This is a genomic window from Aldersonia kunmingensis, assembly GCF_001646865.1.
GTDB lineage: Bacteria > Actinomycetota > Actinomycetes > Mycobacteriales > Mycobacteriaceae > Aldersonia > Aldersonia kunmingensis.
In genome coordinates this window covers 13,488-27,412 of the sequence record NZ_LRRB01000278.1, presented here as the reverse complement: position 1 = coordinate 27,412, position 13,925 = coordinate 13,488, and the positions used below count along the sequence as shown (strand labels likewise).

The window sequence follows — 13,925 nt, the reverse complement described above, 5'->3', positions numbered from 1 at the left end:
AGCTCAGCGGGGAGAAGTCAACCGAAATTCCGGCGTGATTGCGTGATTGGAATTGACAGCGCGAATACGCTGTCAAGGGCGTCGGCCGCCCGAGACACACGTTCATGGAGCGCGATGCAAGGCTGCGATCGCGACACGCCGCGAGACCGCCGAGCTTGACGGACCTCTGTGCAAACCTGTTTGGCTGCCCACAAGTTGGGGGCCACAGGCGACGTGACAGTACTAGTATGGGTACGAACATGGCACAGGCAGGAAGAGGCGCGTCCCTGCGCGATTGGGTTGAACGGCTGAAAGCATCAGTGCGACGCTGGACGGGGTCGAGGGCGATGACCCGTTCGAATTCTGCGAGAAAGCATCGGAGGCCTGGAGTAAAGCATTTCACCGGACGCCGTGCCGCCGCCAACGAGTCCGGCAATGCTGGTTCTTGTCGAGACTTTAAGCGCGTCAACGCAGCTGATGACGGCAACGATGATGGATTGCGTGCATACACCCGACGTCAGGGGTACCGACCCGCAGGACGGTCTGCAAATATCTCAACGGTGACGGCAAACCGGGGTGCGTGCCTGTCCCGGCCCGGATCCGTTCGATCCGTTCCTCGACTACGTCACCGCCCGCCTGGTCGAGGACACGCACCTGTGGGCCCGCACCCTGTTCGACGAGCGCGAGGAGTTGGGGTTCGGGCTGTCGTATCAGAGCCTGACCCGCAACATCCGCACCCGGAATCTGCGCCCGATCTGCCAGCCATGCCGAACCGCGGTGGACCGCCCGAACGCGGTCATCCCGCACGCCCCGGGGGATGAAACCTAATGGGACTGGCTGGAATTACCCGATCATTTCGAATCCTGGGGGTGGGCAAGACCGCGCACCTACTGGTCGGCTCGCTGTCGCATTCCGGGAAGTGGCGAGCCGCCCTGGCACCCTCGGAGGATCAGCCGCACCTGGTCGCCTCCCCGGACCGGCTGACCCGCGGGCTGGGCAGGGTGACGCGGTCGTGGCGCTTCGACCGAGCGGCAACAGCTACCGATGCTAACGGTGCCACACCAAATATGCTGCTACGTCCCTGCCCGAGACCGCCGAGGAGGAGATGGAACGCGCCTTGATGGACGCGCTCGGGGAACAACCGGTAACCGAACGGGGTCTGGGTGCCTGGCAAACTCCAATGAAGCCGAGCTACCAGCCACTGTATGCGGCGTTTGACGAACTTTCAGCGACCGCCGGGGTCCGCGGCCTCCCGGATGGCGAAAGATCGCTTACAGCGCGAACTTGCGGCGCTGGAAGCTCGGATAGCCGAGCTTGAATCGATGCCCGCCCGGCAAGGCCAGCACGAGGACCGACCGACCGGAAACACGTGCCGGGAAGGGCTCGAGAAGACCGCCGAGGCTCGTCGTGCGCTGCTGAAGAAGGTCGGCGTCGAGATCCGCATCGGCGTCGTCGACGGCAAGCTACTGGTCCACCCGGTGGCGCTCGGTGACCGGCTGCCGCTGCCGGAGGGCGCCGTGGACAAGAACAGGTCCCCGGAGGAGATCCGGCGGAGGGAGGAGAAAGTCACTGCTGAACGGCGCAGGTGGGGCGTTCCAGACACGCTGGCTGACACCACGGCCCGGTGCTCGTGTACCACAACCCCACGACATTTCTCATCAGCGACACGCAGTTCAGCAAGAATCTCAAAGATGTCATACACAAGATGTTGCGGTACTGCTGAACATCGGACACTAGGTATAGTGTTTGGTGAGATAGGTAACGCCCAATCATCATCAGGTTGCACTACCCAGGTAGGAGCTGAACATGAGTAGATGCACAGCACCCGTCGAGGGCCATCGGTCTGCATCGGCCGCCGCCAAGTGTCCGGCATGCCGAGGACGGCGTTCCTATCCTCGTGCGTCGTACTCCAGGCCGACTTACCCGCAGCGCTCTTTCTCCGCACCGGCGTACCAGCCGCGAGCCGGTTTGGAGTCCGGGGGGTCATCCGGTGGCAGCGTGCGTCCGAAGTGGTCACCGAGCACTTCGTCCGTGACCTATACCCCTCAGCAGGTGCAGGCGCTGGCTCCTATACGTCAACAGATCGAGGTGCGCGCGCAGGCCTATCCCGACCTCCGGGACGCGTTCCTGTGCCACGCTTGGGATGACCGACGGGGCGTTGCGAAGGATCTGCACGACCTGCTCGAGGCCAAAGGCGTGAAGGTCTGGTTCAGTGAGAAGGACATACTTCCGGGCGTCCCGTTCCTCCGTGCGATCGACAAGGGTCTGGCGAACTCACGTGTCGGCCTCGTGATGGTCACCCCCTCATTGATGACACGCATCCAAGCGGAGGGAATCGCCGACAAGGAACTCTCCGCGCTCTTGGAGGGCAATCTGCTTGTTCCCGTGGTGCATAACACGACCTACGGCGACGTTCGAGCGGTCAGCCCCCTGCTGGCTTCGCGGCACGGATTCGACACCGGCGTGGACTCGCTGGAAGTCATCGCCGTCAAGATCGCAGAGCTTGTCGACTTGACGAGGCCGGTAGACGCCTAAGGGCCTCATTTCCGCACCATGACGTACTCGGCGCGTGCCGTCCTGGCCGAGCCGTTATAGACCAAGGGCGTCCCCATCGATGGCGTAGCGCTTTCCGCGCCATTCGATCTGTTGTTCCAAACCGGAACTTCACCAGATTCCGGTGTCGAAAGGCGTCGCGGCGGATTTTCATACCGTTGAGCTGCGACCGTGCGCTAGTCTTTGTACCGCGTGCGGGTGCGCCCCGGCTGGGCGTAGGTCCCAAGGTCATCGCCGGGCTTGCCCGATAGCGACCGAGCGGGCCTGTGGCGGCGATGGCTGCCATCTCGGGTTCGACTCCCGGGCACGAGAGGTTACGGACATCGAGCCGCCGCTTCTCGTGCTCGCGAGTAAATCTCGTCATCGGTGCGCTAAACAGGCTGCGGGCCAGTGCTCAAGATCACCTGCATAGGCTAAGCCCATGACTCGACAGGGCCGAAGCTTCCCCACCACAGCCGAGTACGAAAAGCACTCAGAGAACCTCTCGGAAATACGCAAATTCCGGGTCCAAATTGAGCGCTTGCACAAGAGCGCCATCCGGCGAAACGCGGCGCCAGAGATCTCGACACTGGCGAGAACGCAATATCTGACCGTTGGGATAGAGGCGGAGGCGGTGCTTCGTAAGATTGTCGCCGACCCAACCGGATTCAACGATAACGAGCGATCCGCAATATGGAGCGCTAGATCTAAGGCGGATCAATGGTTGAAGGTGGTCGAACTCGCGTTCAGGCGGCACTACGCCGTCCTTCTTCATGAATCTCTGGATATTGCGCTAGACGCGACGCCACGGCATCGCTACCAAAGCATGTCAAGCGTAATACACGACGATCTCCGGCCGATTATCGAGCAACGCAACAAGATTGCGCACGGGCAGTGGGTATGGCATTTGAGGAGCGGCAAAGAAGATTTGTTTACCTCGGACGGACCGCACAACTCGACTCCGGACTATCTCACGGTGAGTCATTATTCGAAGATGCTTGGCGAGATCGCCGACCTAGTCCTTTTTCTTGTCGTATCGCGGCCAACTTTTGAGCGAGAATTTAATAACGGATATGCCCGGTTTGATTCGCACAGAACCGCGATAGCGAACAACGCTAACGGTGTCGCCTATCAGGATTACATCAAGGAGCTACAAGCAACGAAGCGTAAACCAAACTCCCAATCCAGCGCGTAATGGCCGCATGCCGCCAGACCTAAGCGTTGGAGGGCAATGAAACGATATCGCCGTCGGCCGCGACGTTCGGGCTCGGATCGACCGCGGTCGGGGCGCAGTAACACCCGTAGGCGCGCACGCTGCTTTGCCGTCCGGCGGTGGTCATTCGACAGCATTGCGCGACGCGCCTTATTGCCCGGTTGTAGCCCGGCTGACCCAAAAGTTGGCATCTACGTGGTGCTCCTCCGTGAATCGCTTTCACGCGAAAACACGCCGTTCGCAAAACTAATCAGGGAGGTCGGTTCGATCCCCTGGCGATCGCCAGTACGGCAAAGCCCCAGGTCAAGACCCAGGTCGATTCGTCAACGGAGCGGAACTACCGCGCGAACCGCAACTCAGTCAGGTCGAGCTGCACCATCTGGTCGATCAGTACCGCAACGGCATGCCGGCCATCGAACTCGCCAAAAGGTTCGGCTTTCATCGTCAGACGGTCAGCGCGCCCTTGCGGCGAGAGGGTGTGATGAGCGGTCGACGCTCAAGATGACACCGCGGATGGTAACTCAAGCCGCAAAGCTCTATGGCGATGGGCTGTCGACGGTACAGATCGGGATGAAGCTTGGTGTTACAGCGAGCACTGTGGGCAAGGCGCTTAAGCGCGCCGGCGCAAAGTTGCGGCCGCCAGTAGAAAATCGTTGGAATTGAACTAGCCGTATTGAGGGAAATCTGATCCCAGAATCACTCGCCAGAGGCGGATCGCTTCCCGATGATCTCCTCGATCTTCAGCGGCGAGTGCACTTGACGCGCGGCTGTAGGCGCTCGCGAGGTTTGCGTTGACAGCTTCCCGGGCACCAGCCGTGAGATAGGTGGACAGGTCGCCGCTGTAGCCGGCGGGATCCTGAACAGATAAATTGTAATGGTTATAATCGAAGAATACCTTTAGGGCTGTTCTTCTATTGGAGCCCAGAGTGGAAAAAGTTCGCGCGGCAAGCATCTCTAGATGAAACGATGACAAATACGTGCTATGCGCCCGGTTCCACTGCTTCACGACCTGTATGAAACGCTTCAGGTTGCCGCCGAGTTCCCGATTGCGCTCATTCAGATACTCAGCGTGTTTCAATGGGTTCGTGCTAAGCCAGCCGCCGGTACCATCGGGGATAGCAAATGCGCCCGTGTCGTACTTCTCAACCGCCGCAACATCCACATACAGCCCATCGGAATAGAACAGCCGAACTGCCTGTCCACGAGCACCAATTTTTGCCACGGTTGATGTGTTTGCGAGGCTTGTGCGCACGCGATAAAGAAACTTCGAAGAGTCCCTTGCATAGCTCTGCACCCAGAGATCCTGATCGACAACCAGGCGGACGAGCAGGTCGACGTCGCTGAACGGTTTACTTGCGGTACCCCGACCAAGTGAGCCTACGACATTTGCGGTACTGAAGCGCATATTTGACGTACTTGGGAATGCAAGTTTCAATGACGATACGACACTGTCCGTGCGTTGTTTGACCTTGGTGTCGAGGGCTGACGTCGGTTTGATGATCTCATAGAATAGGTTGAACGACGCTGCTGTTGTCAATGCCATAGGATGCTAATCCTTCTTATCCACCGCATATGATTGTCCGCCCAGTTTCTCAATGTTCTTCTTGGCCTTTAGATATGCAAACCGACCAGCCGGATCGGCTGTCTTCAGAAGTTCGTTTCGGGAGTTGGTGATTGATTCCAGCTTCCCCCGTCCGTCTTCGAAACTGAGGTGCTTCAGATCGACCAGGATCAACTGGCGCGCCTCTGTCTGAAGCTGTAAGAACGCATTTCCTGACGCCTGGCATTGAGTTGTCCGTCGCGAGGCATTGACCGTCGTTAGAATTGAGCTGAGAGCCGCGGACAGTAGCGCCAAGAGGCCCGCCAATAGGTCGCCTTTGATTCCGAATACTAGAGTTTGTTCGGTACCACCGAGAATGGCGCTTGCGGCTAGAGCGGCGGCGACGGCTGCCGGCGCTCCGAGCCAGATATTGAGTGCGCGCCAGATCTTAGCTTGTTCGAATTGCGACTGAGAACTGTAGACCGCGCTTTCGTGGATCCGAAGTGCCTCGGCCCCGATATCGCGCAGCTCACTACTGAGCCCGTCAGGCAAGGTTATCGTCGGCTTTGCTTTGTTTTGCGCTGACATGAAGTTATCGAGATATCCTTTCCGGATTCCGCGAGCTTCCCATCCAAATCAAAGTTCCGGCGTGCGCCAGCTCATTTTTGCGCTCGTCGAAATTGGGCATCGCTCTGCCAAGCAGCTGCCAGAATGCAGGTCCATGGTGCGGTTCGCGTAAATGCGCGAGCTCGTGCGCAAGGACGTATTCCACAAGTGCCGGGCGCAGTTGCATGGTGGCCCAGTGGATCCGTACCCGACCGCTCGGGAGCGCCGAGCCCCACTTGTTACCGAGATCGGCGACTTCGATTGCTTGCGGATCGACTCGAAGCCGCATGGCCCAGTCCTTCGCACGCGGTTTAAGCCACTGGAGGCCGGTGGCGCGGTACCAGTCGATGATATATTCGTCGCCAGTATCGATGAGCGACTGCGGCAGGATTAGCTTTCCGCGTGCCAGGCGGACGCGCCGGTCATCGGTGTCGACAACGCGCAGCTGGTGATTGCGACCGAGGTAGACGTAGCCCTCGCCACCGACGAGTTCTTTTGTCACTGGTTCGGCTGTCAGCGCTTCCTTCTCGGCCAGCTTGCGGTAGATCCAGTCCCGCTTCGAGGCTAAGAACCGCTCAAGTTCCGATCGCTCGACATCGGGCGCGGCTTTGAGCTGCAAGCTGCCGTCGCGCTCGATGGTCAGCTTGGCCCGTCGACTGGTGCCGCCAGTCAAGACCGGCACGAGCATGCCATCGAGCTGCAGCGTCAGCGCACCCGCCTCCATCAGCGTCTCCTCGCGGCAATGAGTGCCTGATTTGCCTTGGCCAGCTCCATCAGCTTGTCCGCCAGTGGTGCTTGTTCCTCGAACGGGAACAGGTCGCGGTCGTCCAGCATATGGATCAGCTGTTTGCGCAGTGTGTCCTGCGCGTGGGGGTTGTGCCAGAACCGCACGATGCTGGCATTCGTCTCGACCGCCACAACGATCTCCTGCGCAAGATGAACGATGTCGATCCGCACTTCCTCGGGGAGCGTTGCGTCGGTGGCGAATTCGGATTCAAGCAGGCCGTAGAACCGGGCCGCCAGCGGGTCATCATGGGCAGCGCTGTCGCCCTCGTCGCGCTGCGCATCACCGAGCAGCTCGGTCAGGGCCAGGGCTAGCTGGTTCCACTGTCCGGTGAGGTTCTTCAAGATGTCGTCGAGCCGCTCGGAGAGTTTGGTGTACCGCGCCGGATCCTCATCGAAATTCTTGCGGATGTGATACCGCAGCGCATGTTCCATCTCGGACGCCTTGGCCTTGTCTGACGTGAGGCCCTGAAGCTTGGCGACGAAGTCGGGATCGGTGATCGAGACCGGCGGGATCTTGGTCGCGATGTCGAGGGCGGTCACATGCTCATCGATCAGCTTGCGGACCTTGTCGCCGTATAGCGAGCTGTCGAAATCGCCGAGCCCGTCGTCGCGGTAGCGTCGTTGGGCGGCGAGCGAGATGATGCCGAGGCGCTTCGCGTCTTTCACGAACGGCAGGGCTTCTGGTCGTGGCATGACGGTATCCATAGTCGTCAGGAACCGTTTAAGGAGGGCGCCGAAGCGGGCACGCAGGGCTTCGTCGGCCAGGACCTGCACACAGGCTTCGATGTCCTCGTCGCTGTCAAATGTGTCGATGCCGGCCTGGGCAAAGACTGCCACCACCCGCGCGTGGCGGTCACGCAGCTTCGGCAGCTCGTCTTTGATCGAAGCCAGCGCGCCAATGGCATCCTCGGCGTCTTCCGGTGCGTACGCCTTGAGTGCCTTCTGCAGGTGAGCGCCGACGCCGTAGAAGTCAACGAGGAGCCCGACGGATTTGCCGGTCGCCGTGCGGTTCACGCGGGCAATCGCCTGCAGGAGTTCGGCGTCCTGGATCGACCGGTCGAGGTAGAGCACTTGCTCGATCGGTGCGTCAAAGCCTGTCAGCAGCATGGTGCGCACGATTAGGAAGCCCACTGGGCTGGTCTTCTCGCCGGGCATCCCCAGCTTCTTCTTGAAGTCCTCAATTACCGCGTCTTGGCGAGATTTGTCTGTCCACTGCGCCCATGTCGGATCGTCGTTGTTGCTGCCGGAGATCACCGGGACGAATTTGAGGGCCTTTAGGAGCTCCAGCTGGTCAGCAGCCCGGACGAGGATCTGCGTCTTGCGATCGAGTCGGTCGATATCGACCGGCGGCGCGGCGTCAGCTCGGACGAGATGATCAGGCAGTGCCTCAAGTTGGGCGACGAGGTCGTCGCGCGCCGCCATCAACGCTTCGCGGTAGCGCACGGTCGCCAATCGGCTTGACGCCGTGGCCTGCGCTTTAAAGCCGTTGGGCATGACCGTCGAGACGTAATGCCACAGCATCGATTTCGCTTTGGCGGCGATCAGCTTGGGTGCTTCGACCACCGAGCCGGTCGTTGCGTAGCGGGCTTTGAGCTTCTCGATTTCGGCATCGCTGAGGTCGGCAAACATGTCTTCGAACAGCTCATCGAGATCGCTGCCGCCCGCGACGGCACCTTTGGCGGTGCGCCCCTCGTAGAGGATTGGCACGACAGCGCCGTCGGCTTCCGCCTGGCGGATGGTGTATTTGTCGATGAACTCACCGAAAATCGACTCGGTGCGTTTCTTGCCTTCGCGCATGATCGGTGTGCCGGTGAAGCCAATCTTGGCGGCGTTCGGCAGCGCTGCCATCAAATTGGCGTGCAGGGTCGAGGTCTGTGAGCGGTGCGCCTCGTCGACCATGATGACGATGGATTCGTCAGCGTTGAGGATCCCGAAGGATTCGGCCTTGTCGTCGCCGGCGAGGCCTTCCGCGGCCGGCTGGCCGGTGTCGGTGTCGCGGTATTTATGGATCATGGCAAATACCAAGCCCGGCCCGTGCTCGGCCAGCATGGTGCGCAGCTTGGCCGACTTGCGGGCGCGCTGGACCGTTTCACCGGAGAGCTTGGCAGTGGCGGCCAGCTGCTTCTCGAGGTCGGTCCGGTCGGTGATGATCACGACTTTGAAGGCGCGCAGGACGCGATCCGACCGCATGGCGCGCACCAGGAAGACCATCGTGAGCGATTTTCCAGAGCCTTGGGTGTGCCAGACCAGGCCGCCGCGGCGGTCATGCTCGCCGTCTGCTTGGCGTGTCTTGCCGGTGCGCAGTCGAGTGAGTGCTTTCAGGACTGCCCGGTACTGCTGGTAGCGCGCAACGAGTTTGATCCGTCGGCCACCGACCTCTGTAAATAGCGTGTAGTGACGAATGATGTCGAGCAGATTGGCCGGGGTGAGCATGCCCGCGACGAGTAGCTCCTGTCCAGTGAGTTCGGCGGCTGGTTTGCCAAGCTGCTCAGCGAGCTGATCGCGGCTAAGCGGTGCGGCGTCTTTCCACTCGAGAAAATGCTCAGCATGGGACGTGAAGGTGCCGACGCGGGCCTTGTCGCCATAGGTGGAGACAACGAACTGGTTGGTCCAGAACAGTCGTTCGTTGCCCTCGGGAGCGCCGAGGGCACGCTGGTTGGCGTAGCGCCGCAGCTGGTTAATGCCCTCGCCCATCGGATCGGTGACGTAGGGACTCTTGCACTCGATGACCACCAGGGGAATGCCGTTGACGAACAGCACCACGTCTGGCACGACGAACTTCTTGGCTTGTCCACCGGGCTCGTCAACGCGAAACTGGTTGACGGCCAAGAAGTCGTTGTGTTCGGGGTGGTCGAAGTCGATGAACTTAATGCGCTGGCTACGGCCCTGGTCCCAGTCCGGTAGGCCGGCCACCGAGACGCCTTCGAGGAGCCGTTCAGTCAGGCGTTCGTTGATTTCGATCAGCTTGCCGGTCTCGGTGCGGGTCAACGCTGAAAGAGCCTCCGACAGCCGTGAATCATCGAGCCACGGCAGCGCGTCAGGTCCAGGGTTGATACGCCGCAGCGCCTCCCGCAGCCGAGTCTCTATGATTGACTCGCGGAACGACTCACGAGCAGTGACGCCGGGTTCCGATTTCGAGCCCTCGATATACGACCAGCCGAGTCCGACCAGTTGGTTCAGGAGTGGCTTCTCGGCCTCCGAATACTCAGCGCCGGAAGTCATGATGCAGACTCCATCGGTACCCGCATACGGCCGCTCAAGAGGTCGGAGATGAGTCCCTGCTTTTGAAGCCGGAGTTTCGAGAGAATAGCGGTCTCCAGGTCAATTGACCGCTCATGGGCATCAACGATACTAACAATCCGGCGTTGTTCGTCACGACTCGGTACGCTTATTGGGAAGACTTTCAGATCTGGCAAGTCCAACTTCTTGGTCCCGTGCGTCGATTCACCTACAAGTCGCAGGAAAGAATCACTCTGCGCGACGAACCAGTAAGCAAGATAGCGCGGATCGAGCAACGGGCCCGGCACTACAGCCTTGACGTCTTGATTGAACGCCGAAGCAGTTTTCGTCAGACTGACGGGGAAAGTGTGAGCCAGAATCATTCCCCTCACCACGATAAAGACCGCGCTCAGCGGAGCTATTCGCGAACCAGCCGCTACTCCCGCCTCAGTCAGCGAGTCAGTTGTGCGCTGGAGCACAAGCGACTTCATATCCTTCGGAGTTACCCAAGGAACTGATCCTGACCAGAATTGCGGCGAACCCTTAAAAGGAGTACCCCCCGACAGCCAGGTCACAAAGTTATCGAGGATTCCTTCACTACGTCCAATGCGACTAGTTGAAACTCCATTGACTAAGAGGTCTGCGAGAATTCCCTGTTTAGTCAGTTTGAGTTTGGCAACGATCCGCTCGGTAGCACGGATCTGGTCGTCAAGGGTGTCCAGAATCTCGGCCATCCGCTGTTGCTCACGCAATGGTGGCACGTTGAGTCGAGTCTGCAGAAGTGCTTCGTCCGCGAAGTTGGTCTGCGATTCGGCCATTCCTGTTGTGCGACTATTTAAGTAGTCCTGTGCATCGCGTGTTGACAGCAGCCCGGCAAGGAGGCTCGGAACAACCTTCGACCTCAAGGGTCGGAGCCCTACCATCTTGCCCGAGACCATTAGACGCGGACGCGTAGCTGACACGTAGACGACGACGCCAACCCGATTACGTGGCCCCGCTTTAGTAATGAGGACGTCACCTTGACGGACTTCGATCGAACTATTTCCCCAGAACTGCCTTGGAGGAACCTTGTGCGCGTCTTCATTCCAGCCGGACCAGGTCACGGCGGTAGTTTTGAGTAGTCCCCATTCTTCAGTTGCAGCGACGTTGCGCTCTTCGCAGGTAGGGCTTGGACCGGTGAACTTTCGTTCGATCAGCTCTTGCAGGTTCATGATTGACCAGCCGGATACGGGCGATCTACTCATACCCGAGCTCCTTGAGGAATCCCGTGAGCTTCGCCGCTGCCATATCTCGCTCCGATTCGAGATCGCTGAGCGTCACCTTGTACTTGTCCCACCAGGTCTCAAATGATTCGATAATGTGTCGTCGGTGCCGAGTGACTCGTTGATCGGCCACAGCAAGAATTTCAGTCTCGAATAGATCGATAACAAGATCGCCGGCAGCCCCGTCGTCAAGTGCCTGACTCGCTTCGCTCAATTTCTGCGCAAAGGCGGCTTTGTCTGCTTTCAATTGTTTCTTGCTGGCCGTGAGCGTCGCCTTCATCTTCTTGAGCTCGGCGGGCGATACCTGCTCCTCGGGCTCGTCTGTGTCTTCGTCCTCGGGTCTGGCGGTAGCGGCCTTGATGGAACCGTCGAGTTCCGCTACCTCGGCTTCAACCGACGCAAGGCCATCGAGGTACTCGGGTAGCAGAGCGCGGGCGACCTTGTGGTCGAGCGGATCGACCTTCGATTTCTCTTCTTCGAGCGCATCGAGCACGGTGGTGACCCAGGCGTCGATCAGGCCCTTGAATCCGATGGTGGCGAGGGTCTTGAGGTCCGCCTGGTTATCACCCCACCAGCTGGCGATGATGCCGCTGACTTGGAATCGGTCGAGCATCCCGGCGGGTTGCAGAGTTGTCTGGAAGCTGGAAACCAATCGTTTGCGCAGGTTGATCAGATCAGCCGTGGTCTGGAGGTGCTCAAAGCCGTCCAGTTCAGCCTTCCACCAGCTATCAATGGCCTGTGTGACAGCAGCTTCAGCTTCAATGACACCTTTGCTCGTCTCGATCAGCTCCTTGAGTTGGCGCTTCGAGTCGATGGTGGCCGCAAATTCGAAATAGTCATCATCCCTGCCAACGAGTAGATCGGCGACATTGAGCCCGTGGGTGCTAAACAGCTCCGACTTTGCCTCGACCTCAATCTTTGGGATGCCACCGTGTAGATGGGCGCGCACGTCTTGTGGTTCGGGCGGCGGCGTCGTGTCGACGTAGCGGCGGATATTGAGGTTGTCGTCGTTGTTGGCGAGTTCTTGGCGGCTCACGACTTTGGCGAAGGCCGGGATGTCGCCGAACTCGCGGTAAGCCGAGACGATCTTTTCGATGTGCTCGGGTTCGAGGAAGTTCTGGGCACGACCCTCGCGGTAGTCACGATCGGCGTTGATGAACAGCACCTTGCCGCGCCGCTCGGCGGGCTTGGCACCCTTGTGGCGCAGGATCAGGATGCAGGCGGGGATGCCGGTGCCGTAGAACAACTGCGGACCGAGGCCGATGACGGCGTCGATGATGTCGTCATCGAGCAGGCCAGTGCGGATGCGCCCCTCGTCACCACCACGGAACAGCACGCCGTGCGGCATGACGGTGGCGACCATGCCGTCCGTGCGGGTAACCGCCAGCATGTGTTGGACGAACATCAGGTCGGCCTTCTTGCCGGTCTCCGGCGTGTAGCCATAGCGGAAGCGCTCCGGGAACGGAATGGCGTCCTTGTTGTAGTTCAGTGAGAACGGCGGATTGGTGATGATGCGGTCAAAGCGCATCAGCTCGCCGCCCTGGATATGGGCCGGGTCTTCGAGGGTGCCGTCGTCGTTGTTGCGCAGGTCGGCGTCGGGAATGCCGTGGAGCAGCAGGTTCATCTTGGAGATGGCCCAGACGCTGCCGTCCTTCTCCTGACCTGCCAGCGCGAGGTTACGGCCGTTGCCGCCATTTTCTTCGACGTAGTCCTTGGACAAGATCAACATGCCGCCCGAGCCAGTGCACGGGTCGTAGACGCTCATACCTTCGCGCGGATCGGCGATCTGCACCATCAGGCGCACGACCGAGCGGGGAGTGTAGAACTCGCCACCCTTCTTGCCGGCCGAGTCGGCGAAGTCACCGATCAGGTATTCATAGGCCGCGCCGAGCAGGTCAGGAAACTCGAAGCGATCCTGTCGGAGGGGCTCCTTGTTGAAGTGCGTGATCAGCTCACGCAGTTTCTTGTCCGACATCTGCGACTGGCCGACCTTGCGGTTGAAGTCGATGTGCTGCAACACACCCTCAAGTGCCGGGTTACGCTCCTCTAGGGCCTGCAGAGCCTTGTTGAGCTCGTCACCGACCTGCTTGTGAGCATGGTCGCGCAAGTAAGGCCAGCGGGCCCGCGTCGGCACGTAGAAGGTGTCGTAGAAGGCAGAGTTCTCGGCGCGTTTCTCAGCCTCGGCCTGGTCGCGACCCTTGGTGAGCTGGTCGGCGATGACCTTCTCGCGCTCAGCTTCGAACTGGTCAGAGGCGTACTTCAGGAACAGCATCCCGAAGATGTACTCCTTGTAGGCCGAAGCTTCCATGGAGCCGCGCAGGACATCAGCCGCCGAAAAGAGGTGGCGTTCGAGCTGCGGGAGCGTTAAGCGGGCCATTTACTGATTCCCTGCTGTCGTCAACGCTGACTGGTTGCTATAGGTCGATTGCTTCGCCACTGTTGAAGTCTCCGCTTGTTGATAATCATTTTCAATTATAGCAGTTGCAGACCAGATATCCGCAGGTCACAGCTGGTATAGGTCCCCGAAGCGATCCCACGCGTTTGGCAGCGGGATCGCGACGTTCACCCTATCTGGAGCTACCGACAGAGCGACGGACCTCGGGGACGCCAGTAACGCTCGGAGCCCAAGACCTTGTGACCAGCGATCGATGATCCGGTCTGACGCCCCTGTATGGAGCTCTGCGCTGTCGACTGAAACCCATTGAACCGATAGTCGCCCGATTCGTGCAGACTCCACTTCTGCGTGCCTGTCAGGTTCCGTGCGGCGATATATACATCGCTCTTGGGG

9 protein-coding genes and 1 pseudogene are annotated in these 13,925 nt (G+C 59.8%); 4 read left to right on the top strand and 6 right to left on the bottom strand.

What is annotated here, in order from left to right:
- Nucleotides 1-511 precede the first annotated feature (511 nt).
- The 4 genes and pseudogenes from A8G08_RS22180 to A8G08_RS22170 all read left to right on the top strand — a co-directional run.
- Nucleotides 512-1,025, top strand: a pseudogene (locus A8G08_RS22180) (IS21 family transposase); the annotation flags it as partial.
- A 210-nt stretch (nucleotides 1,026-1,235) separates the two neighbouring features.
- The gene (locus A8G08_RS27295) at nucleotides 1,236-1,793 is read left to right on the top strand and encodes a hypothetical protein (protein WP_157108735.1); all 558 of its coding nucleotides are present in this window, start codon (nucleotides 1,236-1,238) and stop codon (nucleotides 1,791-1,793) included.
- Between the two features lie 217 nt (nucleotides 1,794-2,010).
- Nucleotides 2,011-2,514 (top strand): toll/interleukin-1 receptor domain-containing protein, encoded by a 504-nt coding sequence (locus A8G08_RS22175; RefSeq protein WP_245672949.1) that lies wholly within the window; start codon nucleotides 2,011-2,013, stop codon nucleotides 2,512-2,514.
- A gap of 439 nt (nucleotides 2,515-2,953) precedes the next feature.
- Entirely contained in the window at nucleotides 2,954-3,706 is a 753-nt protein-coding gene (locus A8G08_RS22170) for a hypothetical protein (protein WP_068278896.1), read from the top strand.
- Between the two features lie 682 nt (nucleotides 3,707-4,388).
- Here A8G08_RS22170 and A8G08_RS27290 read toward each other — a convergent pair.
- Genes A8G08_RS27290 through A8G08_RS22145 form a run of 6 tightly spaced genes read right to left on the bottom strand, consistent with a single transcriptional unit; the run spans nucleotide 4,389 to nucleotide 13,514 of the window.
- Entirely contained in the window at nucleotides 4,389-5,267 is an 879-nt protein-coding gene (locus tag A8G08_RS27290; protein ID WP_157108734.1) for an SMODS domain-containing nucleotidyltransferase, read from the bottom strand.
- 6 nt (nucleotides 5,268-5,273) lie between these two features.
- On the bottom strand, nucleotides 5,274-5,852 hold the full coding sequence (locus tag A8G08_RS22165) for an SLATT domain-containing protein (protein WP_084436729.1): 579 nt from the start codon (nucleotides 5,850-5,852) through the stop codon (nucleotides 5,274-5,276).
- A gap of 4 nt (nucleotides 5,853-5,856) precedes the next feature.
- Entirely contained in the window at nucleotides 5,857-6,594 is a 738-nt protein-coding gene (locus A8G08_RS22160) for a M48 family metallopeptidase (RefSeq protein WP_068278895.1), read from the bottom strand.
- Complete coding sequence (locus tag A8G08_RS22155) at nucleotides 6,594-9,878, bottom strand: type I restriction endonuclease subunit R (protein ID WP_068278894.1); 3,285 nt, start codon at nucleotides 9,876-9,878, stop codon at nucleotides 6,594-6,596. The genes A8G08_RS22160 and A8G08_RS22155 overlap by 1 nt, the downstream gene beginning before the upstream one ends.
- Complete coding sequence (locus tag A8G08_RS26880; RefSeq protein WP_084436727.1) at nucleotides 9,875-11,119, bottom strand: restriction endonuclease subunit S; 1,245 nt, start codon at nucleotides 11,117-11,119, stop codon at nucleotides 9,875-9,877. Before A8G08_RS26880 ends, A8G08_RS22155 begins: the two co-directional genes overlap by 4 nt.
- Entirely contained in the window at nucleotides 11,112-13,514 is a 2,403-nt protein-coding gene (locus A8G08_RS22145) for a type I restriction-modification system subunit M (RefSeq protein WP_068278889.1), read from the bottom strand. Before A8G08_RS22145 ends, A8G08_RS26880 begins: the two co-directional genes overlap by 8 nt.
- Nucleotides 13,515-13,925: the final 411 nt, after the last annotated feature.